A 20,283-nucleotide genomic window follows, 5' to 3' on the forward strand; every position below is an offset into this window, starting at 1 on the left:
GCGCAAAAGGTAATGCAGGTAACGTGGATTGGCAAGTAGCGGATGTGACCAAACCATCACATTAATCGGTTATCTGTATTGGGATAATATTAATACCCACTGTAATTAATTATTATTTTAAGGTGAAAATCAAATAATAATCATTCCTTTTAGTATTTTGCCGGTAATGTGAATGATTCTTATAATAATTACGGTAATTTGTGGGGTTTATTATTTTATTATTTAAATCAAGTGGTTGAGTTGTCTTTATCTTTTTAATGTTTTTATTGTAAATGGGGTGTTCTTATTTTGTATTTATCTTGGCATAATACGAAAAATAATCATCGCTTACCTGCATTATAAAAATAAGGGAATTATTATGTTGAAAACAGAAATGGCAAAAAAGCTCAATGAGCAGCTTAATCTGGAGTTTTACTCTGCGAATCTTTACCTGCAAATGAGTGCCTGGTGCAGCGATAAAGGTTTTGAAGGTGCTGCGGCATTTTTAAAAGAGCATTCTCAAGAAGAGATGCAGCACATGCAGCGTTTGTTCGAATATCTCAGCGGGACAGGCTCTATGCCGGTTTTGGGTACGATCAGCGCCCCACCAATTGATTTTGCTTCTCTGGCTGATGTATTCAAGCAGACTTACGAGCATGAGCAGCTTATTACTACTCAAATTAATGAACTCGCTCATGCAGCAATGGAAAACCACGATTATTCCACGTTCAATTTCCTGCAATGGTATGTGGCTGAGCAGCATGAAGAAGAAAAACTGTTCAAATCCATTCTTGATAAACTGGCCTTGGTGGGTAACAGCGGTAATTCATTGTTCTTCGTTGATAAAGATCTGAAAACAATGGCGGCCCAAAGCCACGTTCAAGCTTAATCTGTATTGTTAGAGTGATTGACGCAGTTTTTGATTCTCGATCAACAGAATCAGGAACTGCGATTTTCGTTTTTCCCCGCTAACTTAGCTACACAACTCCCTCCATCTTATTGTTTTCGTGCTAATTGCATATTGTTTAGCTATGGTTTCTCGACTTGCTATATTCAAATCGTTATCATTTGCAATAACGACAAGGCAGTGAGTTGAATTGCTGCCCAATTATTGGTGATATTTCAATCACCACTCAGAATTTGGCGTTTTGTTTTGTGTGCTATCTCACAGGTAGTGCAATTGACTGGAAGTGATAGGGGTTCGCGCTGCCAATATAGGATATGGTTGGTAGCAGATTGATTCTTTTCCCCATTGATTAAGGGATACTATGTTTATTCGCAAAGTCCGTTCTTCTTGCCGCATGCTTTCGGCGCTTATTGTGTTGTTTGTTGGGCTATCTAGCCAGCAAGCTCTGGCTCACGCACACCTGAAAATAGAGTCGCCAGCTGCCGATACCACTATCGGTTCAGCACCAGAAGCAGTGACGCTGGGTTTCTCTGAAGGTATTGAACTCAATTTCAGTGGTGTGAAAGTTACCGGCCCTGATAACAATGTAGTGAAAACTGGTGCGTTAAAATTGGATCCGGTGAATAACACACAGTTGATTTTGCCTATTGATCATGCATTAACAGCAGGGAAATATAATGTTTCATGGCACGTGGTGTCTGTCGATGGTCATAAAACCAAAGGCACATACAGCTTCACTGTGAAATAATATGTCTCTGGCGGCTCTATTCGTTCTGTGTCGCTTCTTGCATTTTCTGGCGGTGATGCTGATGTTTGGCATCAGTATATTCACCGCTGTATTAGCACCAGATCGATTCTCTTCAATACTCAAAACCCGTTTGTCACCTCTACTTATCTTCAGTACTTTTCTGGGGCTTATCTCTGCCGTGGGGCTTTTAGCCGTTCAGGCTGGAATGATGGGTGATGGTTGGGCTGATACTTATCGATTGACCGTTTGGTGGTCAGTATTTGGTACACGCTTCGGTCAGGTGTGGCAATGGCATATGGGTTTATCCATTTTGATTATGTGGATAGTGTTGCTGGGTTCAACTCGTAGCAACTATCGACTGATAGCGGGCTGCTCAACGCTGTTACTCGCGAGTCTTGCTTTTACCGGGCATGCGGCGATGCATGCTGGAGTAGTGGGATGGATTCACCAAACTAATCAAATCATACATCTGCTCAGTGCGGGTTACTGGCTGGGTTGCTTGCCAGCGCTGCTGATTTGCCTCGTTTATACCCGCAATAATGATGTCAAACGTGAAGCCATCACTACGTTGATTCGATTCTCAAGCTGGGGACATCTGGCCGTAGCATTGGTACTGGCGAGTGGTGTTATTAACAGCATCATTATACTGGGCGATACCGCGCTGACGCTGACATCTACTTATCAGATACTTCTGCTCTGCAAAGTGATATTGGTGATGTTTATGATTATTGTTGCACTGATTAATCGTTATCTCATCGTTCCATTGCTTAAGCAATTACCCGCTAAAGCTCACTATTGGCTAGTGGTAAATAGTTGTGTGGAAATTATCCTCGGTGTAGCGGTATTACTCTTAGTCAGTGTTTTTGCCACTATGGCACCGGTATAGGGTAAAGCTATAAGTAACAGATATTGCTACTGAGCTTGCATTGGAGCCTTTGGATGCGAGAAAATCTAAGCAATCAATTAATTGAGGATAATTAAGATGAAAGGTTTTGTGCTGACGTTATCGTTGCTGATGCTATCAATTAACGCTATTGCTGCTGGAAAGATAGTGACGGTCAGTAAATTTGAATTTGGTAAGCAATGGGCATTTACCCGAGAAGAAGTGATGCTGGAATGCCGCCCAGGTAATGCTTTATTTGTGATTAACCCGAGTACGTTAGCGCAATATCCCCTCAATGATATTGCTACCGAGCAGATGAAATCTGGCCTTGTATTAGCGAAGCCGTTAGATATTTTGTTGTTAGATGACAGTAACAACCCTGGGCAGAAGATGAGCTTGGCGCCTTTCCAGCAGCGTGCAATGTCATTGTGTCAAAATTAAACCTGAAATTGTGAGACTCACCAATATTAACCCGTATTTTTCAAATGATTACTATTACTAGTAATAGGTTTGAGTTTTCGCCATTCAGATTAGTTTACAACCGTAATTAATTAGTTCTATTGCCAAGTTGGCGAAACACATGTACTCGACTACGCTTAAGGAGTACGGCTGAATAAGCCTACGTTAATGCCAACTTTTAGCGCACGGCTCTCTCCCAAGAGCCATTTCCCTAGACCGAATATAGGAATCGTATTCGGTCTCTTTTTAAGTTGTTGATTTTAAAGGTGAATTTTGTTGTTTATCGAAATTTATCGAAATTTTATCGAAATCTGATATTCGGTCTTTTATAGCATTACGTATTCTTTACCCCTCGTATCCAGATACTTGTTCGTCATCTTCTCCGATTTATGCCCCAGCAGTTTCATCGCAAATTCTTTACCTTTTTCCTTTTCATACAATCGCCCAGCGAGACTTCTGATCTCGTGAAAAGTTGGTGGGCTCTCATCAAAACGAAAATCTGTTCCTTTTCTCGCCGTTACGAATTTCTTTGTCAGGCTGTCTGGATGTAGTGATCCATCAGGGCTATTTTTTCTGATGCCAGCACTTATCATAAAATCTGTTTTACTGGCTAATCTACATTGTTCAATCACGGTGCTAAGGCGTAGGCCAACGGCTTTAAGTTCAAGATCTAAGGGCAGGGAGATCATGGCTCCGGTTTTGCCTTGGTCTATCTGTAATCTGCCATCAACAATCTGGTCAAAGCGCATCAGAGATAAATCCTCACGTCGTTGGCCAGTGACTAGCGCCAGATCCATTGATAGCCCAAACCACGCCGGTAATGTGACAGCGACCTCACGAATAGCGAGATACTGATCCAGTTCCAGGCGCTCACGTTTCACCACCGGTTTAGCTGAGCGTGTCGGTGTCACTGGATTATTATCTATATGGCCCTCGACAATCGCTTCTCGGAAAATATCAGACAACACTGACCGGATAGTAGCGGCCATAGTTTTTTTGTCCTGTGCCACCCAAAACTCTAAAAACTCGGCAATATGGCGCGTGCTGATTTTAGCTAACACCCTGTTGCCCATTTTTTCGCTGATCATGGCTATTTGTCCCTTGCGAACTTTATAGGTGTTTTCGGCCAATTCCCGGCGCTTATAGATGACGTCATATCGTTTTAGCCATGCTGCCAGTGTGAACTCCTGCGTGCCTTTGAGCTTTTCTAGTAGTGCGACAGGAGTGTAGTTTTGTTCAATGAAATTATTGGCTTCAATGGCTTGGGATATGGCGTCTCGCCGGGCAATTTTGCCGAGAGATAACTCCTTTCCAGTTAGCGGGTTGCGCCAATAGAAAGTTAGTTGAACACGCCTAAAGGTGAGGTTTTTGGGCAAATTAGCGTCATACTTTCCCGGCCTTTTTGCCATAACCCATCTTCTCCAATATTGGCGGTATCGTAGAATGTGAAATGTTCAGCGCTTTCGCCATTCTGTAGCTTTTGGGCTGTATATAAATGGCACCGGGCCGCACGCGATATTGTCTGCCGTGTTTTTCTGCTGCAGGGTAAAAGTTACCGTTTCTGGCCCAGCGTTGGAGTGTTTGAATCGTCGGCTTGTCAGTCGTATACGTTTCATCACACCATTCGGTTAATGTCATTAATTTAGCCATTGGTCATACCTCGATGGTTAGGAAGTTGGATCCCTTTTTTTCCCTTAGGTTAGAGGCAAGATAGGGTGATAGGGCCATGAGTTTCGTCAGCTCATGCAGCGCGACGTTGACGATTGGTTAAAATAACCCCCATTTTGATGCCCAATCCAAATTTCAGGCAGATCTTCCCTATGCCGCCTGCCGCAACCATCGCTCTGTTTTGAACTCCTGCCGACGTCGCGCCAATAACTCTTCTGCACGGATACCGGCTTCCGCACTGTTAAAAACCATCCGACTACCACACAACACGCACTGGTAAGGATCCACATTGGTAAATTGTTTCATCAGCGACGCAAAGCCCGGTTTCTGCGGTTTTTTCTTCATTTCAATCCCCAGGGCGGTGTAGACCTTAGGCAATAACTCACCCCGTTTGCGGTTGGCCAGAAAACCGTAATACCTGACCATCTTAAAATGGCGTGACGGGATATGGCTGATATAGCGCCACAGCATCTCTTCCTGGCTAAGTCGTTGTGTGCGGTGCCGCTGAGTCCGGTGGTCATAGTAATGATGAACAACGGCTCCGCCGTTGTAATGGCGCAACTTTGAGGCGGCAATGGGCGGCCGTTTCAGATAACGGCCCAGGTAGTTGACGTTTTGCCGGGCGTGCTTTGTCTTTTTGGCAAAGTGGATTTTCCAGCGCCGCTGGAACTGCACCTCAAGAAACTGGCACCACTCGCGATAATCCCGAACGTGTTCATAGCCGGCAGCGGGTAAGTCCAGCTCTGCATAGCTTTCCCGCAACAGGGCGATGACGGCCTGACGCCAGTAACGTTCAACGATTTTCTTTTTGAAGTAAACCGGTCGCCAGACACCGTGTTTGAGACACAGTCCCCCGCGGGTGACGGACAGATGAATGTGGGGATGCTGATTAAGCTGGCGACCGTAGGTATGCAGGGCCACAAACAGGCCTATTTCGATACCAAGTTTTTTGGCCCATTTGAGCAGAGTATTGGCGGCGCAGGCGAAGAGTTTGTTGAGTAGAGGCCAGTTGTTGGCAAAGGCAGGCCAGAGTTTATCGGGCATAGTGAAGGTAATGTGCTGCCATTCACAGTCGGGGAGAACATGCTGTTGCTCAGCAATCCATTGCTCGGTGGCCTTCATGCCACAGGCGCTGCACCCTTTGCTTTTGCAACTTTGGCAGAAGTATTTGGTGTGAGAACAGTGGGCGGAAGCACAACAATATCGGCGAACGCCCATTGCCCCGGTACCGCAAGCAAGCATCCGTTCGATGACGAGTTTGGTCCATTCTGGGACGACGTTACCGTGTTTAGTGAGTAACTGGCCCCAACCATCATCAATCTGGAAGAGGAGTTTTGCCGGTCGAGGTATGTGCATACACGGAATTATAGCGAGCTACGATGCCTGAAGAAACACATTCTCTAACAGAGTCTTAGCTCCCGCCGTAGGCGGGCTACTGTTCATATGACCGGCCAGCATAGTAACGTGCTGACCGGTTCAGTTTTGATTTTTAAAAATCAGTTAGCGGACGGCTAACGAACGTTCGCCAGTTTCAAACTTGGCACCGGCAATCAATAGGCCCTCATTTAAGGCAGCTTTGATTTCATCGGCTTTTGGGGTGGTGATAATTTGCACCTGAGAAACGGAGTCGACATATTCATCAGGCAACAAATTCACATCGGTGATGACGAGTTTTTTTGTCCCTTTTCGGGCAGTGAAGGTATTGGACGCCGTTTTGATCGAGTCTTTACCGGCCTGAATCATGCATTCCAATATATATTTACGGTAGATTTCAGCCTGATTATCAAAACTTTTCTTGCGTGCACTCATCCGTTTGGCTTCGTTGGCACATATTTCTGCCTGACCCAGCGTGTTACGTACCAGTGCCATCAAGGCATCGAACTTATCTTCCAGCATGCCCTCAATGCCAGAGAGAGTGTCAGCGACCATTTCGGGGGTGAGTTCATCACCGCTATCGGCCATTTCCTGCAATTTGCGGTAATCAGTGGCTAATGATATGGCGCTTGTGCTCATGCTTTTTCTCCCTCAGTGACAAATTTTGCCAAGCACTCATCTTTGATTTGATTCAAACGGGTTAGGCGTCCGGTCAGATATTTGACGTGCTCATCATCATGGGATGATTCGGCATTTTTGAGATGAACCCCGATGGTGCGTGTTAGTGAGGTGCTGATTTTTGTCACTTCATTCGCCGTGACTGCTGTTTTCATCGTCTCGGTATTGGCTTTGAATTTGTCGTCTAACTCTTTACGCAGACGAACCACATCATCAGCTTTAGTGCTGGCATTTTTAATACCAAACTCAATATTATTGTCGGCGGTGTATTCAGCATCATCAAACAGCCCCATAAATACATCAGCGCTGAAACCAAGCTGTGCTAATGCTTTGGTCGTGGCGTCCGTTAGGCTTTTTTTGCTGACTTCATCGTCACAAATGAAACCATTTGTACTCTGATAAATATGTTTGGTATGACCAAAAGCAGGGAAGCGGCCCCGACCTCCTGCGTATTGGTACCACAGTTCAATCCGCATAGTGTGGTTGGAGGTCCGTAGAATGGTGCCATCCCCATCACGCATGGGTTTACGCCCGATCTCTCGATTGTTGCTATCCAGAATCGACTCCATAAATGGGATGCCGGGTATAAATTCCTCACTGATAATATCCACGCCCCAGCCGCTACCAAAGGGGCCAAAGATTTCCGTGGCTCTCATTGTCTGATAGGTAGGATTGATGCTGGTCACAGAGCGAATGACTTTGCCATTTTTGGTCGTATCTTTGCGCTTGGTACGCGCGGGATCGGTGCGCTGTACTGATTTCCAGATACTTAAATTATCCTGAGACTCTTTGGGTAACTTAGATATATCCTGATCGATCTGTGATGCCCGCTGTTGGAACTCATCTGCGGTAGGATGCGGTGATTCAGGTTCTATCTGCTTATTGGTATGGGTCTCGGCGTTAATGGTCGCCGTTTCATCATTAATGGCGCTATTTGCAATGTTTGATACATGATTGGGCTGTTCTGTTGCACCTTTTGGCACTTTTGTATCAGTTTTTGGTTTTTCGATTGTGCTGGTATTCGCCGGTGAATCGTTGGCTGCGCTGGTCAAGCCATCAACACTAAATTTGCCATCGCCAAGGTTTGCTACTTTCACATCATCGGCTTTGATTACATCAAGCTGTAAACACTGATTGATATAGACTTTCAGCTTGGCTGGGTCTTTATGAACATCCAATTCAGCACTGCGGATCATTGCAAACAGATCATCACGGGAAACCGCTAAAATGGCAGGGATAATCCGTAAAGCTGTTGACCAGCGCCGCCAAGCCTCATCACCTTTCTCTACTTTTTCTTTAGCGCCACGATAAATGGATGATGGCACTTCCCAAACATCATAATCACTGGGGAACAGGGCGCAGGCGACTTCAAGATCGAGAGAGGCGTAATCATGCTTATAATCGCGTTCACGATGACCCGCTGGCGTAGGCGATGAATTGGCTTGTTCATTCGCTTGATGGCCAGGGTGTTCCCGCTCATCTGGACGGGAGTTGATCCACTTTTCAGCAAACTTGTTAACGTCCGGCCATGATTTAAATACCGGAGTGTGGGCCTGAACATCATCAATGAGTTGTGCCAATGTAGTGATGTACATGTGCTTAACTTGTGGTAAGCGTGGCAAGCCATCAATAACTGCACGATATAACGGCTCTGATTCATCATCATTAATTAAATCGTATGCATTAGATAATAGATGGCTATCAACAATTTCAGGCTCTACGCCATATAATAAAACATATGCAATTCTTACGTTAATTGGTAAATCGAAGATGTTTTTAACATTGTCAATTTCATCAGTATTATCAACGACGATAGGTTCAAATTCTTTAGTTTCATCATTCCATTGATTATGTTCCATCCATTCAGTGCTGAATATGGCATTATCTTCAGCATCATCATGTACCGGAGGGCGAGGGGAACCCACACGATCAGCAAAAACTTTAGGGGCAAAGAAATTACTACTTGATCCGGGGAATTCCCCTTCTAATAACATGGTGGATTTCATTGTTGCCATTTTTTGATTTTTGGCATCAACAGTAATCGCCATGGCTACAGCACCATTTGCCATAGCTGATTTTTTGGGTAGAAACCCACATACAAATAAGCTCATTGGTCATTCCTCGCTAATTATTTTTAATCTGATAATAACAATCGGTCAGTGCTATTAATTCATCTGTGGGTAATACATGATCTAACGACGTAGAGTCACATTTTTTAATTTTTTCTAAAGCCAGAGAAATTAAATCACGTACATCTACAATGCCGGATTCTATTAGATCTGAAACAGTGCCCATTATTGCGTCTGGACTCGCTCCAACTTCGACTAATGCGGGGGATTTAGCAGCATTAGCGATGACGATAGAATCAGCCAGGATTCTAAGTGTTGTCTTTTGCATAGAGATCTCGCTATAATTTCGGCGTCCAGTGGTGGAAGCCATTGGTCATACCTCGCTAGAGTCGGTTTGGTCGCTGACTCTGCCGTCACCGGGACGTTAAGCCGGTAAGATTGCCCACCTTGTGTGGGCTTTTTTACGTCTGTTTTAATGCCGGTTACGTTTTCGGCGTCGATATATCCACTTTAATGAGCTGAGTTTTACGACCGTTTCACTGGTGTTGGCTGCAATTATTAATGTCTGGATTGAGTGGTTAAATCATCAACAACACTTGATAACAAAGCAGCTAATAATAAGTTACGGACGTTGTTATTACCGAAGCTGAAATTGGCCTCAATGACTTCATCTTCGCCAATACCAATATAATGCTGAGCGGCGGCTTTAATTGCACAGCCCATACAGTGATAATCCCCTAAAGTTTCACCACTAGGCAAAACAATAGAAGCCAGCGGTAAATTAGCCTCTTTATTTTTAACGGCATAGCCGATTACTTCATTTTCTGCGGATAACTGAGCAACGTCATTATGAAGTGGTTTAATAGATAATTTAATTTCTTTAAATTTCATTGGTCATACCTCGTTATTGTTGATGAATAATGGCATCGACTGGGTAGCAGTTGCCGTTGAATAACCTATTTTCGAAAATGACTTTTTCACATTCTTGTTGGGTGTCATAAACTTCATAGACAATATCTCTACAAATTTCATGAGCAGGGCATACCGATACAACTAAAGCGAATAATAGTTGCTCCATAAATTTCCTGAATATTAAGGGTTAAATTATCTCGGCAGTTGCTTTCCCACCATCAGTAATTTTTAGATAAATCGATTCGCAATGAGGGCAAGTCGCTAGTGAATCCCAAACTGCGTTATCTATTCCTCTGCGTGTTTCAATTTCTTTATTACATATTGGGCAGCGAAGAGTGATGAAATTCACCCCCTTGGCTTTAGCTTGTGCAACATATTTACTGTGGTCATCCAATAGCTTTCCCATTGTCTATCCCTTTTTATCTGCTTTCAGATTGTCAGAACTTGCTTACCTAAGCGGCTGTTGTGCCGTTGATGGGCTAAAGTTAATTTAAACTAACAATAAATTCAATCGTAAATTTAAATAAACTTAACAATAAGGGCGAAATTAGCGGTAAGAATTTGAAAAGTATGAATATTTATTTGGCGAGTTTTTTTCTGGTTTGTAACAGCTCTTCAAAAAGTCGGTTTAACTCATCAACTTTAAGCCGAAGGTCTGTTAAGTGCCGCTCTTTTTCTGATTCAGGAAGAGACGCAAACAATTGAATTAGTTCAGCTTCTCTCTCATCAAGTTCAGGTGGGATCTTTACTGCGGGTGAGGGGGATTGATCTGTATCCCCGTATAAAATCCACGTTGGTGAGCACTGTAATGCGGTACTCAGGGCAAATAGATTTTTGCCAGAAGGTGAACTGTCGTTGCTTTCCCATTGTGAAATGGTGACATGGGACACTTTCACCGCCTTTGCAAGGCTGCGTTGGGTTAGTTGCAGCTCATTTCGCCGCTCTCTGATGCGTTCACCGGGATTTTTCATAGTTAGGTAATTCTAAATTCTCTTGACTTAAATTTCCTGAACAAATAACTTGTTAACTAAATCTAACAACAGGAGAGGCGACGTGTTAAAAAAAGATGCCATTCAATATTTCGGCACCAAGAGTGCTCTGGCAAAAGCTGCGGGGGTTAAGCCGCCATCGGTTTCTGCTTGGGGTGATTTAGTCCCAGAGAAAAGGGCCGTTCGATTAGAGAAAGCCTCTAATGCCGAATTGCATTACGACCCTATTGACTATGACAAGCCTATAGCACCAGCACAGTAAACGCTGATTTTTAAAAATCAGCTTTCATAAGGAGGTCACTGTGAAATTAAAACATGATGCCATCTGCGCAGAATTGCGGAGCTGGGCAGCAGAAACCAAACAAGAAATTGTCGCGGCAGAAGTAGCACAGGCTTATTTCGATCTCGGTGGTGATGAGCTTCCACTCACGCCCATTGAGGATGAACACGCCACCCACAACAACAAACAGCGCTTGTTCCGCTGGGTTGATAGTGACACTGACAAGGCCAGAGCAAAAATCGCCGAACTTACTCCAGCCATACTTCAGGCATTGCCAGGAGAGCGGCGTGCCAGATTGGAAAACCCCAATTCAGTGAATTATTTGGCGGCACAAGCATTGCGCGATTTCTCGCTGGCGATGAGTGCGGTGTTGTTGGGCTGCTCTGATATGTCACAGAAATTAATTAAAGCAACTGAGGCAATACATGCACTTATTCCGGTGACACAGCAGTTGATTGCATAACGAGGTATGACCAATGGCCAGATTTTCCAGAGAACAAGTCGAGCAACAATTACGAGATGAACTGCAACGTGTCGGTTTTAGCGAGACAGTCGCCAGATCGGCGGCTATTCAAGGCGGTAAGCATTCCACCGATACGCCGAACTCTACATTTGCCAGTGCATTGGCTTGGGCTAAGACCTATGCCAAACCCTATAAGCGGATGCGGGATAAACCGGTAGCGAAAGTCGTTAAAGCTAAAAAGCCGTGGCGGGTGTCACATGGCTAAAAAACTGACTTATCGCAATGGTTACCGTTACGGAAATATGCCAATTACAGCAAATATGGCGCGGGTGATTTTACGGCAATTTACCCGTGAAGCCATGCATGGGCAACGGAGAGCATTTAACGCTCTTTTTAATACTAGTCACGCCAAATGTAACGTTATCAGCGTTACAGAGCAGCACTGAATCGGGGTAGGTATGGCATCAAGTTGGATAAAAGTCGAAGTGATTACTCCAGATAAACCGGAGATCTTCCAACTGGCTGAAATCCTGAATGTTGACCCGGATACCGTACTCGGAAAGTTAATCCGTGTTTGGGTCTGGGCTGATCAGCAGACCATCGACGGTAACGCAGATTGTAACGCCGTTAGCGTTACCCGAATTGGCATTGACCGTATCACTTTTATGTCGGGCTTCGCTGACGCACTGCTTTCCGTTGGATGGTTAAAACATGATGGCACAAAAATGTATTTCCCACATTTTGAACGCCATAACGGAAAAGGCTCTAAAAAACGGGCAGTTACCAGTCGGCGCGTTACAGAATTCAGAGATTCGAAATCAAAAGGTAACAACAAAGGTAACGCTGGCGGCGTTACACCACCGGATCAAAAAGCGTTACCAGAGGAAGAGTTAGAGGAAGAGAAAGAACTAAAAGATAAAACCCTATTGTCCCATGGCGAAAAAAACGCCACAGGGCCGAATGAAAATAATTTGCCTTCGAGTCGCGAGCTGGAACCCCAGGAGGGCGAGGGCAAAAATAAACGGCATGAATATCCGCCAGAATTCGAGGCGGCTTGGTTGATATATCCCCGTCGGCCGGGGAGTCCTGACAAACACGGCGCTCTCAAGGCTTGGAATGCCAGACTGCGAGATGGCGTAGCGGCTGATGTGATGTTGGAAGGGGTAAGGCGCTATGCGGCGTTCGTCAAAGCGACGGGAAAAACTGGCACGGAATTTATCAAGCAGGCAAAAACATTTTTTGGCCCGTCGCAGCATTTCGACGATGAGTGGCAAGTAAGCACAGGAGAAAATCATGTGGAATTCAGATTCAACCAGAGCGACCCACGACCGTACTCTGAGCAATACCTCAGTTGGGAACAACAGCGGGTCACAGGCATGGAACCTATGGGATCTCATGATCAAAATCTACGCGAACCGCTGGACTGCGAAGAATGGCAATCGCCCGTCAGAACTGTGGGAACGTCAGATTAGCACAATGACCGGTGACCAACTCCAGCGAGTTTGCACCGCATGCATGAAACGCTGTGAATCTGGTAACTCTTGGCCGCCAGATTTTGCCGAGTTTGTTTCTCTTGTGGCGGAGCATGGTGGTGGCCATTTGGGTTTAACTGTGGTGGATGTTCTCGCCGAGCTTAAGCGCTACCGGAATGAATTTTATAAATACAGTTGTGCTGAGGAATTCAACTGGCGTCACCCGGTTTTATATCAGATTTGCGTAGACCTTAAGCGCCTTGGAATCGAAAAAAGACTCACTGATACCGGACTAGAAACACAGGCAGGTATCGAGTTAGCCAAGTGGGAAAAACGCGCCGCCAGTGGTGTACCAATCCCCCCAATTCGCCGCCAATTGAAAACACCTGACCGACCATCAGGATTAACCCCGGCACAGCAACTAGCCGCAGGAAACCGATACGTTAAATAAGCGAGGTATGACCAATGGAAATTAATAACTGTAATAATTTTATCAATGATAATCGGCCAGTGATTGACGACAAATGTGATCATTCATCCTGCATCATTGATGCCTGGGGAATGGCGGCTCGCGCCAGATGCCGAGCGCCTTATACGCCGCCGGTCAAGCCGAAAAAGGTGGTAATTCCTACATCGGCAGCAACGAAATCAGAGAAGTCTAAAGCGGCTAAAAAATCTAACACATCATCAGCACTGCGGCTAAAAGCCAGTGAGCTGGTGGCAGTGATGCTGGGTAAAACATTGACCTATACCGGCATTCTTGCCGCGCTTGATAAATCCTATCCGGATCACGGCATTACGCTGCGCATGTTGCAGATGCGTATGATTGGCTTGATGAAATCGCCACATGTTGATATTACCCGCGATGAAAAACCGGTAGCGGAATTTACCTTGCACAATGTCAGTGAGCGTTTTTATGCGGATTCGATACTCAGGGCCAAAACAAAAGGCGGGGGTGCTCAATGATCTGGCCTACGGAAGTAAATCAATGTGCCTCATCGGTTATACCGGTACATGCGTTGAGTCCCGACCACCAGCAACAGCTTTTGCTCCAAATGAACCAGATGTTTTTAAATCGAGATAATCCGCAGCATATCCAAACAGCGGCTCATGCATGGGCGCGACGTAAAGAAATCACGGTAGCGCGGCCTGATTTGCAGGATGGTTTGGTGGTTGTGGGGTTCGCTGGTGGCGGTGGGAGCTGCGAGGGCATTAAGCAAGCATTGGGCTATGAGCCACATATTGCCATGAACCATAACCCAGTGGCGATGGCTATGCATGCCATCAATCACCCGCGAACACTGCATTACCCTGAGGATATTTTCAGTGTTGATCCGCTTATCTCAACGGGTGGTTTGCCGGTATTGCTGGGTTGGTTCAGTCCTGATTGCCGCCACTTCTCCAAAGCCAAGGGCGGCACGCCGGTTAAGAAAGAAATTCGTGGTTTAGCCTGGGTGGTGTTGCGTTGGGCGTTGGCAGTGCGCCCACGTTTTCTGATGCTCGAGAACGTCGAAGAGTTTCGTGGCTGGGGGCCATTATTGACGGATAGCCAGGGTAATCACCGACCAGATCCAGCCCGTAAAGGGGAAACGTTCAAGGCATTTATTGACATGCTGGGTACCGGTATTGATGGCAATCATCCAGCGCTGACCGAAGTGTGTGAGTTTTTGAAGATAGATATCAATGGCCCTGAGGCGGCAAAGTTGGTTTCAGGGCTGGGTTATAACGTGGATCATCGGGAGCTAAAAGCCTGTGATTACGGCACACCTACCATCAGGAAGCGGTTGTTTGTGGTTGGGCGTTGTGACGGTGAGCCGGTTGTATGGCCAGAGCCAAGCCACGGCGAGCCAAACTCAGCGAGTGTACTTTCTGGCATGCTGCAACCCTGGCGAACGGCGGCGGAGTGTATCGATTGGAGCCAGCCAACACGCTCTATTTTCGGTCGCAAGAAAGATTTGGCTGATAATACCTTGCGGCGCATCGTCAAAGGGCTGCAACGCTTTGTTATTGATAACCCTGATCCGTTTATTGTGCGGTTGGGCCAAACCGGTTTCGGTGGCGACCGCCTGCAGTATCCGCTAGACCAACCGCTAACCACCATCACCAGCAAGGCCGAGCATTTGTTGCTAGAGCCGTATGCGGTGAAGTGCAACCACACCAGCACCAAATCCAAATATGATTGCTTCCGTGGGCAGTCATTACGTGATCCGTTACAGACCATCACCAGAACTCACGGTTTCGCAATCGCTGCGCCGGTAGTTGTGCGTCAGTTCGGTAACAGTACGGCAAATGATATCAATACGCCTTTGGGTACCGTGACGGCGGGTGGGGGCGGTAAAAGCCAGTTAACCTGCGCTTATCTTGCCAAGCATTATGGCGGCAATTATACCGGTGCAGGCATCAATATTAACCAGCCATTGCACACCATCACCACGGTTGATCACCACGCGCTTTGTACATCTCACCTGGTTCAATTGCGCGGCACATGCCGCGATGGTAAACCGATCACTGAACCGGTACCGACCTTAACCGCCGGCGGTAATCATGTCGGGATAATAAACGCCTTTCTGACCAAGTATTACGGTACCGGTGGCTCAGTAGATCTCTCAGAACCAATACACGCGGTGACGACCAAAGAGCGCTTTGGCTTGGTGGAAAACAATTTTGATGTTGAACCTCTGACCGACGAGCAACGCTATAACGCCTGGAACTGTGCGCGGCTGGTGGATCATTTCAGCGATTCACCGGACGACTGGCCTTTATTCCTCGCACCACGACCACAATATCTATCGGTGGGCGAATACATCATCGTTGATATTTGTATGCGCATGTTGATTGCCCGTGAACTCTACAATGCCAGCGGGTTCCCACCGGATTACATTATTGACCGCGATATTGATGGCACCCTCTGGCCCAAATCTGAACAGGTGGCAAGATGTGGCAATGCAGTGCCGCCACCCTTTGCCGAGGCATTGGTAAGGGCCAATATGCCAGAGCTGTGTATCTGGAGGATGGCGGCATAATCAACAAGAAATTGCTGATATTCATACTTTTTATGTGGTTATATCCGCTATTTAGAATATGAAACTTTACTTAACTGACATTCACATGAAATCGGTTGAACCAGGTCCCCTGTATGGGGTTATTGAGATCATAAAGGTATTAGCTTAATGATTACTATAGAAAACTTGATTCAACACTTACCAACGGATGGTCGAACTGTAATTCATAGTGAAAAAGGTAACATAATAAGTATTGAACAATTAAGGCCGGATCAGTTTATAGCAACGTTGCCAGCCTTTATCGAGATGGCAGAAAGAGCGGGGTATATCATTACAATCCCTGATATTTAACGGTATAATAACCAAGTCAGCCTGAACAACTGACAACCTAAGTTGTTGTTGTGTTATCACCCTTGGGGGCAAGATGGCACAACTTTCATTTATCAAATCTGGCAATGAGACACTGACACCGGCCACACCCGATGTTAGAGATTTTCTGCATTATAAAGTCAAGCTGGGGGCTATTCTCACCGCTGATTTTAAGCAAGTCCGCAATCCAAAGTTTCACCGTAAATACTTCTCTTTATTGAATCTGGGTTTTGATTACTGGACACCCTCCGGTGGCACCATATCGCCCGAAGAAAAGAAGCTGGTGCGTGGTTATGTAAACTATTTGGCTGAATACGCCGGTCATAGTGACACGTTGGAAGAATTAGCCCGTCAATATCTCGATACGTTGGCAGAGCAGCGAGCAGACCGTGTAACCCTCCTTAAATCCTTTGATGCATTCCGACGCTGGACAACCATTCAAGCCGGTTACTTTGCCATTATTCAAATGCCGGACGGCTCCCAATTTAAAGAACCTAAATCCATTTCGTTTGCATCGATGGACGATACCGAATTCTCCGAACTCTACAAAGCCACTCTTGATGTGCTTTGGCAATTCATTTTGAACAAAACCTTTAGTACACCTGCTGCCGCAGAAAATGCCGCCAGCCAGCTATTAAGTTATGCATAGGGGGATTTATGGCTAATTTACGCAAAGAGGCAAGAGGCCGTGAGTGCCAGATTCGTATCGTCGGAATATGTAACGGTAATGCTGAAACTAGCGTATTGGCACATTACCGCATGGCCGGTACCTGTGGAACGGGTATAAAGCCGCATGATCTACAGGCTGCAATTGGGTGCAGCGATTGCCACGACGCGATCGACGGAAGAAAAAAATCAGATTACACCCGCGATGAGTTACGGCTTTTGCATGCCGAGGGTGTTTTTCGGACACAAGCTATTTGGAAGAAAGAGGGGTTCATTTGATGAACGCACAGCAACTTGAGTATGCGCGCACTGAATTAACCAAGGCGTTGGTGGATATATCTGGCGGAACCAAAGGCCAGCTTGAGGCTTTTAGTGAAAATCCACCAGCAGATAAAGACCATTACCCTCGCTTGAAAATCCATAAAGTTCAGCTCGAAGGGGGGCGGGAGGTTTGCATGCTAACGACACCCACTTATGCTCTTGAAACTCGGAGCCGTAAACGCCCAATGCCACCAATGAATGAATTTGAGTTTTCTTTGTGTTCATGGCGGCGAGCGGTGAACACCCTTAATGAATTTCAAAATGCGTGGCTGAATTACTGCTATGGCTTTAATTTAAAATTTGAGTACCAAGTGTTATTTTGCAAACATATTTGGGAGATATACCAGAAGCACCTATCTGATAATCCGGTACAAACCAAGGTAAAGAAACGCCTTATTTCGCTCGTTTGGCTTGCCGCACAAGACGTTGCTGCAAAAAATAACAATGAGACTTACAAAGAATATGCGGGTAGTGCGCTAGCCACTCTTATGAGTATTTCTCGTTCAACGTGGTGTGAGGTATATGCACCGCATTGGGTACGACTGAAACAGGCTTTTGAGGAACTGGATGCAGAAGCGCTACAACTGGTCTTAAATCGTCGTCCAGATCCTATTATTGACGAAGTTAGCGACTAGATATTGCAAAACCGAACAAAAAGGCGCATATTTAACGTTAATTAGATATGTTGTCATAATTATAATTAACCCGCTACTCGCGGGTTTTCTTATTTTTATCAATAACAGACCAACAGCTACTGATATTCATCTCTTTGCAGAAGTCCTTAATGATTGAACCAAATGCTTTAAGTGTTTTTGCAAGATTTTGATCTGTAACATTACCACTTTTCTCACTGTTATTTTTCCAGTGACTAAAAAATGTCTTATCTACGGAATCAATATTTGGAGTAATAGATGAAGGAATTGGTGATATGTTTTCCTTACTGCAGCTTGTCGGTATTTTTGCCGCAAAATGCTCGAAAAATTTTTTAGTGCTAAAGGGATTGCTGGAATCTTTGGTTAGTCCTAAAGCTTTACATAAATCATAATATGCTGAACTTGGCTGGATCATTGGTGAGATGTCAAAACCCGGGTTGACGTTTACATAGAACCCACAATCATGACCAATAGCGCCAAAAAGAAGTTTGAATGGTTTGCTATCTATAATAAACATTACATCAAAATACACATTATTGTGACGGTATTGGAAGGTAGTACGTTTGATGCTCTGAGTGCGCATATTCTGATACAGAGCAGAGAGTCCTTCTATTTTCATTAATCACCTTCCTTTATTTATATATATGGAATCAATTTGACTAAAATTGATTCCTATAACTTTGAAACAATTTTATGTGCGAACTCATTAACTGCGGTGTCGATGTTTTTCGGTGTGCCAGGCATGGTTGGTGCATCTTCAACATGATGGGTGATAGCTTCAATTAGCTCGCTGATAGTTGGCGGTGGGGATATTTTCTTTAGGTTTGAAATTGCTTTTCTTAACTCGATAGCGTCACTTGGATGAGAACTGAACCACGTCGGTCTAGATGCCCAACATTCAAGAGCATTAATTACAGTGTTACGCATGATGTATTCCTTTTTTAAATATGAGAAATGGGATATTAACATCAACAACAGATATAGAAAAATGACAAGCCAATAATTGTGGGGCTGCGCTATTTTGCGTGGCCTTTTTATTTTTAAAAACACCCAACCCATCAGGGAGGGGGAGACTATGAAAATGAGCAATATAACAACAGCGGTCTCCTATACCGTGTCGGGTGGTAGTTTCATTTTTTGGGTTAAAGAGCTAATTGCTGGATTCACACCTGATGAGTGGACAGTTATCGGCGTACTTGGCTCTTTGTTTTTTATGGCCCTGACATTTTTGCTTAATGCTGGCGTGAAAATTTGGGACAGACGCCACGGCTATAAACCGGATGGTGAGTGATGGCCTCGACAAAAAGCAAATTGAGCGCGACTGTCCTGGCTCTGATTATGGTTGCAGCACCGGCAACCATAATTCTTGATCAGCTTTTGGATGAGAAAGAGGGTAACCGGCTTGTAGCTTATCCAGATGGAAAGGGGATTTGGACTGTTTGCCGTGGTGCGACTCAAGTCGATGGCAAACCGGTAGTGAAAGGGATGAAGCTGTCAGCGGAGAAATGCGCCGCGGTAAATAAGCTGGAGGCTGACAAGGCTATCAATTGGGTAAAGAAAAATGTCCGGGTACCGCTGACTGAACCACAGATTGCCGGTATCGCTTCGTTTTGCCCCTATAACATCGGCCCGAGCAAATGTTTCACTTCTACGTTCTATCGAAAACTCAATGCTGGCGACCGTAGAGGTGCATGCGCTGAAATCAAACGTTGGGTTCGCGATGGTGGTAAGGATTGCAATATTCGCTCAAATAACTGTTACGGGCAGATAGAACGCCGCGCACAAGAAAGCGAGCTGACCTGCTGGGGGCTGGATGAATAAAGCCATTGGGATAGTTATTGCCGTGTTGGTGGTTATTGTGTTGGCTCTGTTCTTTAACAGTTATCGGCTCTCAAATAAGGTCGAAAAAACGGAAGCGGAGCTGGTGGCCGAGCAAGCAACAAACACGGCACTGGGAAACATTATTGATGCAAACCAGGTGAATGAAGCCGCCAACCGAGCAGCCACAACCCGCCAGTTAGAGAACGAAAGGAAACTACGCAATGAAAGTGAAGACCAGCTTAAGCGGTTTCTGGCAGCGGCGTCAGATGATAAGTGTGCTATTCAGCGCATGCCTGACGCTAGCATTAACATCTTGCGCGAATAAGGCGGCTTCACGTCCACCCTCTAGCTGTCCCGTATTGCTACCGCCAGAATCAGCATTAACTGAATGCGAGGTGCCGGAGTTCGTCGGTACCACTTGGGGCGATAGTGGGTTATATGCGCTGGTGTTGAAACGTGAGCTGCGGATCTGTAAGGGGCGGCTCGATGAAGTGATTAATTGGCGGCAACGTAACGAAAAGAAATAACATAATTAATTTAGGCCGTATGTATTGACGGGCTAACATATTC

The 20,283-nt window shown here is 45.4% G+C and carries 32 protein-coding genes; 20 read left to right on the forward strand and 12 right to left on the reverse strand.

The window, feature by feature from the left end; all coding sequences use genetic code 11:
- The first annotated feature begins 358 nt into the window (after positions 1 to 358).
- The 4 genes from ftnA (at position 359) to V1955_RS09310 (ending at position 2,958) form a co-directional block, all read left to right on the forward strand.
- On the forward strand, positions 359 to 868 hold the full coding sequence (gene ftnA, locus V1955_RS09295) for a non-heme ferritin (RefSeq protein WP_083158609.1): 510 nt from the start codon (positions 359 to 361) through the stop codon (positions 866 to 868).
- Positions 869 to 1,247: 379 nt separating this feature from the next.
- Positions 1,248 to 1,634 (forward strand): CopC domain-containing protein YobA, encoded by a 387-nt coding sequence (gene yobA, locus V1955_RS09300; RefSeq protein WP_083158610.1) that lies wholly within the window; start codon positions 1,248 to 1,250, stop codon positions 1,632 to 1,634.
- A 1-nt stretch (position 1,635) separates the two neighbouring features.
- The gene (gene copD / locus V1955_RS09305) at positions 1,636 to 2,520 is read left to right on the forward strand and encodes a copper homeostasis membrane protein CopD (RefSeq protein WP_083158611.1); all 885 of its coding nucleotides are present in this window, start codon (positions 1,636 to 1,638) and stop codon (positions 2,518 to 2,520) included.
- A 96-nt stretch (positions 2,521 to 2,616) separates the two neighbouring features.
- A complete protein-coding gene (locus tag V1955_RS09310) occupies positions 2,617 to 2,958 on the forward strand; it encodes a YebY family protein (RefSeq protein WP_193784646.1) in 342 nt (113 codons plus the stop codon).
- Positions 2,959 to 3,302: 344 nt separating this feature from the next.
- Here V1955_RS09310 and V1955_RS09315 read toward each other — a convergent pair whose 3' ends face one another.
- The 10 genes from V1955_RS09315 to V1955_RS09360 form a co-directional block, all read right to left on the reverse strand.
- Positions 3,303 to 4,385, reverse strand: coding sequence for a tyrosine-type recombinase/integrase (locus V1955_RS09315; RefSeq protein ID WP_442820817.1), 1,083 nt, complete (start codon positions 4,383 to 4,385; stop codon positions 3,303 to 3,305).
- Positions 4,360 to 4,626, reverse strand: a complete 267-nt coding sequence (locus V1955_RS09320) for an excisionase (protein WP_025378521.1) — start codon at positions 4,624 to 4,626, stop codon at positions 4,360 to 4,362. The genes V1955_RS09315 and V1955_RS09320 overlap by 26 nt, the downstream gene beginning before the upstream one ends.
- Before the next feature lie 168 nt (positions 4,627 to 4,794).
- Positions 4,795 to 6,000 (reverse strand): IS91 family transposase, encoded by a 1,206-nt coding sequence (locus V1955_RS09325; RefSeq protein ID WP_420073887.1) that lies wholly within the window; start codon positions 5,998 to 6,000, stop codon positions 4,795 to 4,797.
- A gap of 144 nt (positions 6,001 to 6,144) precedes the next feature.
- Positions 6,145 to 6,657 (reverse strand): siphovirus Gp157 family protein, encoded by a 513-nt coding sequence (locus tag V1955_RS09330; RefSeq protein ID WP_025378520.1) that lies wholly within the window; start codon positions 6,655 to 6,657, stop codon positions 6,145 to 6,147.
- Positions 6,654 to 8,807: a hypothetical protein gene (locus V1955_RS09335; RefSeq protein ID WP_442820818.1), complete on the reverse strand. Its 2,154-nt coding sequence runs from the start codon at positions 8,805 to 8,807 to the stop codon at positions 6,654 to 6,656. Before V1955_RS09335 ends, V1955_RS09330 begins: the two co-directional genes overlap by 4 nt.
- A 13-nt stretch (positions 8,808 to 8,820) precedes the next feature.
- Positions 8,821 to 9,135, reverse strand: coding sequence for a hypothetical protein (locus V1955_RS09340; protein WP_050941904.1), 315 nt, complete (start codon positions 9,133 to 9,135; stop codon positions 8,821 to 8,823).
- Between the two features lie 188 nt (positions 9,136 to 9,323).
- On the reverse strand, positions 9,324 to 9,656 hold the full coding sequence (locus V1955_RS09345; RefSeq protein WP_025378517.1) for a hypothetical protein: 333 nt from the start codon (positions 9,654 to 9,656) through the stop codon (positions 9,324 to 9,326).
- A 13-nt stretch (positions 9,657 to 9,669) separates the two neighbouring features.
- On the reverse strand, positions 9,670 to 9,843 hold the full coding sequence (locus V1955_RS09350; protein ID WP_100273932.1) for a DUF1482 family protein: 174 nt from the start codon (positions 9,841 to 9,843) through the stop codon (positions 9,670 to 9,672).
- Positions 9,844 to 9,864: 21 nt separating this feature from the next.
- Positions 9,865 to 10,083, reverse strand: coding sequence for a hypothetical protein (locus V1955_RS09355; RefSeq protein WP_025378516.1), 219 nt, complete (start codon positions 10,081 to 10,083; stop codon positions 9,865 to 9,867).
- Positions 10,084 to 10,255: 172 nt separating this feature from the next.
- Entirely contained in the window at positions 10,256 to 10,648 is a 393-nt protein-coding gene (locus V1955_RS09360; RefSeq protein WP_042546154.1) for a helix-turn-helix domain-containing protein, read from the reverse strand.
- An 82-nt stretch (positions 10,649 to 10,730) separates the two neighbouring features.
- On the opposite strand from V1955_RS09360, the gene V1955_RS09365 reads away from it, so the two are divergent.
- The 12 genes from V1955_RS09365 (at position 10,731) to V1955_RS09420 (ending at position 17,874) form a co-directional block, all read left to right on the forward strand.
- Positions 10,731 to 10,928, forward strand: a complete 198-nt coding sequence (locus tag V1955_RS09365; protein WP_442820819.1) for a Cro/CI family transcriptional regulator — start codon at positions 10,731 to 10,733, stop codon at positions 10,926 to 10,928.
- A 40-nt stretch (positions 10,929 to 10,968) separates the two neighbouring features.
- Positions 10,969 to 11,409 (forward strand): toxin YdaT family protein, encoded by a 441-nt coding sequence (locus V1955_RS09370; RefSeq protein ID WP_025378514.1) that lies wholly within the window; start codon positions 10,969 to 10,971, stop codon positions 11,407 to 11,409.
- A 13-nt stretch (positions 11,410 to 11,422) separates the two neighbouring features.
- Positions 11,423 to 11,674: a cell envelope biogenesis protein OmpA gene (locus tag V1955_RS09375; RefSeq protein WP_442820820.1), complete on the forward strand. Its 252-nt coding sequence runs from the start codon at positions 11,423 to 11,425 to the stop codon at positions 11,672 to 11,674.
- Entirely contained in the window at positions 11,667 to 11,855 is a 189-nt protein-coding gene (locus V1955_RS09380; RefSeq protein WP_025378512.1) for a hypothetical protein, read from the forward strand. The genes V1955_RS09375 and V1955_RS09380 overlap by 8 nt, the downstream gene beginning before the upstream one ends.
- Before the next feature lie 12 nt (positions 11,856 to 11,867).
- A complete protein-coding gene (locus V1955_RS09385) occupies positions 11,868 to 12,881 on the forward strand; it encodes a hypothetical protein (RefSeq protein WP_025378511.1) in 1,014 nt (337 codons plus the stop codon).
- Positions 12,805 to 13,332 carry a replication protein P gene (locus tag V1955_RS09390; protein WP_227478924.1) on the forward strand — a complete coding sequence of 176 codons (528 nt, stop codon included), beginning with the start codon at positions 12,805 to 12,807 and terminating at the stop codon, positions 13,330 to 13,332. The genes V1955_RS09385 and V1955_RS09390 overlap by 77 nt, the downstream gene beginning before the upstream one ends.
- A 14-nt stretch (positions 13,333 to 13,346) precedes the next feature.
- Complete coding sequence (locus tag V1955_RS09395; RefSeq protein WP_025378509.1) at positions 13,347 to 13,847, forward strand: hypothetical protein; 501 nt, start codon at positions 13,347 to 13,349, stop codon at positions 13,845 to 13,847.
- Positions 13,844 to 15,904, forward strand: a complete 2,061-nt coding sequence (locus V1955_RS09400) for a DNA cytosine methyltransferase (protein WP_442820821.1) — start codon at positions 13,844 to 13,846, stop codon at positions 15,902 to 15,904. The genes V1955_RS09395 and V1955_RS09400 overlap by 4 nt, the downstream gene beginning before the upstream one ends.
- A gap of 147 nt (positions 15,905 to 16,051) precedes the next feature.
- Positions 16,052 to 16,234, forward strand: coding sequence for a hypothetical protein (locus V1955_RS09405; protein ID WP_025378507.1), 183 nt, complete (start codon positions 16,052 to 16,054; stop codon positions 16,232 to 16,234).
- 73 nt (positions 16,235 to 16,307) lie between these two features.
- Positions 16,308 to 16,901, forward strand: coding sequence for a DUF1367 family protein (locus V1955_RS09410; protein WP_042546147.1), 594 nt, complete (start codon positions 16,308 to 16,310; stop codon positions 16,899 to 16,901).
- A gap of 8 nt (positions 16,902 to 16,909) precedes the next feature.
- A complete protein-coding gene (locus tag V1955_RS09415; RefSeq protein ID WP_042546146.1) occupies positions 16,910 to 17,197 on the forward strand; it encodes a DUF1364 domain-containing protein in 288 nt (95 codons plus the stop codon).
- On the forward strand, positions 17,197 to 17,874 hold the full coding sequence (locus V1955_RS09420) for a bacteriophage antitermination protein Q (RefSeq protein WP_442820822.1): 678 nt from the start codon (positions 17,197 to 17,199) through the stop codon (positions 17,872 to 17,874). The genes V1955_RS09415 and V1955_RS09420 overlap by 1 nt, the downstream gene beginning before the upstream one ends.
- A gap of 73 nt (positions 17,875 to 17,947) precedes the next feature.
- On the opposite strand, the gene V1955_RS09425 is transcribed toward V1955_RS09420, so the two are convergent.
- Both V1955_RS09425 and V1955_RS09430 read right to left on the reverse strand, forming a co-directional pair.
- Positions 17,948 to 18,511, reverse strand: a complete 564-nt coding sequence (locus V1955_RS09425; RefSeq protein WP_050916793.1) for a DUF6037 family protein — start codon at positions 18,509 to 18,511, stop codon at positions 17,948 to 17,950.
- Positions 18,512 to 18,564: 53 nt separating this feature from the next.
- A complete protein-coding gene (locus V1955_RS09430) occupies positions 18,565 to 18,819 on the reverse strand; it encodes a hypothetical protein (protein WP_050916794.1) in 255 nt (84 codons plus the stop codon).
- A 148-nt stretch (positions 18,820 to 18,967) separates the two neighbouring features.
- Between V1955_RS09430 and V1955_RS09435 the strand changes: the two genes are divergently transcribed.
- From V1955_RS09435 to lysC, 4 genes are read left to right on the forward strand one after another with little or no spacing between them, the layout of a single operon-like run.
- Positions 18,968 to 19,183: a phage holin gene (locus V1955_RS09435; protein ID WP_019082932.1), complete on the forward strand. Its 216-nt coding sequence runs from the start codon at positions 18,968 to 18,970 to the stop codon at positions 19,181 to 19,183.
- A complete protein-coding gene (locus V1955_RS09440; protein ID WP_442820823.1) occupies positions 19,183 to 19,713 on the forward strand; it encodes a lysozyme in 531 nt (176 codons plus the stop codon). Before V1955_RS09435 ends, V1955_RS09440 begins: the two co-directional genes overlap by 1 nt.
- Positions 19,706 to 20,038 carry a DUF2570 domain-containing protein gene (locus V1955_RS09445; RefSeq protein WP_439318232.1) on the forward strand — a complete coding sequence of 111 codons (333 nt, stop codon included), beginning with the start codon at positions 19,706 to 19,708 and terminating at the stop codon, positions 20,036 to 20,038. Before V1955_RS09440 ends, V1955_RS09445 begins: the two co-directional genes overlap by 8 nt.
- Entirely contained in the window at positions 19,980 to 20,240 is a 261-nt protein-coding gene (gene lysC, locus V1955_RS09450) for an Rz1-like lysis system protein LysC (RefSeq protein ID WP_442820824.1), read from the forward strand. Before V1955_RS09445 ends, lysC begins: the two co-directional genes overlap by 59 nt.
- Positions 20,241 to 20,283 lie beyond the last annotated feature (43 nt).

The organism is Yersinia sp. 2545 StPb PI (assembly GCF_052217125.1).
In the GTDB taxonomy this organism is placed as follows: domain Bacteria; phylum Pseudomonadota; class Gammaproteobacteria; order Enterobacterales; family Enterobacteriaceae; genus Yersinia; species Yersinia enterocolitica_E.

What these genes read in the sequence shown, in the direction of transcription:
- V1955_RS09430 (WP_050916794.1), bottom strand. Translation starts at nt 18,819, where the DNA reads ATGCGTAACACTGTAATTAATGCTCTTGAATGTTGGGCATCTAGACCG.
- copD (WP_083158611.1), top strand. Translation starts at nt 1,636, where the DNA reads ATGTCTCTGGCGGCTCTATTCGTTCTGTGTCGCTTCTTGCATTTTCTG.
- V1955_RS09335 (WP_442820818.1), bottom strand. Translation starts at nt 8,807, where the DNA reads ATGAGCTTATTTGTATGTGGGTTTCTACCCAAAAAATCAGCTATGGCA.
- V1955_RS09315 (WP_442820817.1), bottom strand. Translation starts at nt 4,385, where the DNA reads ATGGCAAAAAGGCCGGGAAAGTATGACGCTAATTTGCCCAAAAACCTC.
- V1955_RS09350 (WP_100273932.1), bottom strand. Translation starts at nt 9,843, where the DNA reads ATGGAGCAACTATTATTCGCTTTAGTTGTATCGGTATGCCCTGCTCAT.
- V1955_RS09395 (WP_025378509.1), top strand. Translation starts at nt 13,347, where the DNA reads ATGGAAATTAATAACTGTAATAATTTTATCAATGATAATCGGCCAGTG.
- V1955_RS09390 (WP_227478924.1), top strand. Translation starts at nt 12,805, where the DNA reads ATGATCAAAATCTACGCGAACCGCTGGACTGCGAAGAATGGCAATCGC.
- V1955_RS09310 (WP_193784646.1), top strand. Translation starts at nt 2,617, where the DNA reads ATGAAAGGTTTTGTGCTGACGTTATCGTTGCTGATGCTATCAATTAAC.
- V1955_RS09380 (WP_025378512.1), top strand. Translation starts at nt 11,667, where the DNA reads ATGGCTAAAAAACTGACTTATCGCAATGGTTACCGTTACGGAAATATG.
- V1955_RS09425 (WP_050916793.1), bottom strand. Translation starts at nt 18,511, where the DNA reads ATGAAAATAGAAGGACTCTCTGCTCTGTATCAGAATATGCGCACTCAG.
- lysC (WP_442820824.1), top strand. Translation starts at nt 19,980, where the DNA reads ATGATAAGTGTGCTATTCAGCGCATGCCTGACGCTAGCATTAACATCT.
- V1955_RS09385 (WP_025378511.1), top strand. Translation starts at nt 11,868, where the DNA reads ATGGCATCAAGTTGGATAAAAGTCGAAGTGATTACTCCAGATAAACCG.
- V1955_RS09435 (WP_019082932.1), top strand. Translation starts at nt 18,968, where the DNA reads ATGAAAATGAGCAATATAACAACAGCGGTCTCCTATACCGTGTCGGGT.
- V1955_RS09340 (WP_050941904.1), bottom strand. Translation starts at nt 9,135, where the DNA reads ATGGCTTCCACCACTGGACGCCGAAATTATAGCGAGATCTCTATGCAA.
- V1955_RS09415 (WP_042546146.1), top strand. Translation starts at nt 16,910, where the DNA reads ATGGCTAATTTACGCAAAGAGGCAAGAGGCCGTGAGTGCCAGATTCGT.
- V1955_RS09330 (WP_025378520.1), bottom strand. Translation starts at nt 6,657, where the DNA reads ATGAGCACAAGCGCCATATCATTAGCCACTGATTACCGCAAATTGCAG.
- V1955_RS09360 (WP_042546154.1), bottom strand. Translation starts at nt 10,648, where the DNA reads ATGAAAAATCCCGGTGAACGCATCAGAGAGCGGCGAAATGAGCTGCAA.
- V1955_RS09345 (WP_025378517.1), bottom strand. Translation starts at nt 9,656, where the DNA reads ATGAAATTTAAAGAAATTAAATTATCTATTAAACCACTTCATAATGAC.
- V1955_RS09410 (WP_042546147.1), top strand. Translation starts at nt 16,308, where the DNA reads ATGGCACAACTTTCATTTATCAAATCTGGCAATGAGACACTGACACCG.
- V1955_RS09420 (WP_442820822.1), top strand. Translation starts at nt 17,197, where the DNA reads ATGAACGCACAGCAACTTGAGTATGCGCGCACTGAATTAACCAAGGCG.
- V1955_RS09405 (WP_025378507.1), top strand. Translation starts at nt 16,052, where the DNA reads ATGATTACTATAGAAAACTTGATTCAACACTTACCAACGGATGGTCGA.
- V1955_RS09325 (WP_420073887.1), bottom strand. Translation starts at nt 6,000, where the DNA reads ATGCACATACCTCGACCGGCAAAACTCCTCTTCCAGATTGATGATGGT.
- V1955_RS09355 (WP_025378516.1), bottom strand. Translation starts at nt 10,083, where the DNA reads ATGGGAAAGCTATTGGATGACCACAGTAAATATGTTGCACAAGCTAAA.
- V1955_RS09445 (WP_439318232.1), top strand. Translation starts at nt 19,706, where the DNA reads ATGAATAAAGCCATTGGGATAGTTATTGCCGTGTTGGTGGTTATTGTG.
- V1955_RS09440 (WP_442820823.1), top strand. Translation starts at nt 19,183, where the DNA reads ATGGCCTCGACAAAAAGCAAATTGAGCGCGACTGTCCTGGCTCTGATT.
- ftnA (WP_083158609.1), top strand. Translation starts at nt 359, where the DNA reads ATGTTGAAAACAGAAATGGCAAAAAAGCTCAATGAGCAGCTTAATCTG.
- yobA (WP_083158610.1), top strand. Translation starts at nt 1,248, where the DNA reads ATGTTTATTCGCAAAGTCCGTTCTTCTTGCCGCATGCTTTCGGCGCTT.
- V1955_RS09400 (WP_442820821.1), top strand. Translation starts at nt 13,844, where the DNA reads ATGATCTGGCCTACGGAAGTAAATCAATGTGCCTCATCGGTTATACCG.
- V1955_RS09375 (WP_442820820.1), top strand. Translation starts at nt 11,423, where the DNA reads ATGGCCAGATTTTCCAGAGAACAAGTCGAGCAACAATTACGAGATGAA.
- V1955_RS09320 (WP_025378521.1), bottom strand. Translation starts at nt 4,626, where the DNA reads ATGGCTAAATTAATGACATTAACCGAATGGTGTGATGAAACGTATACG.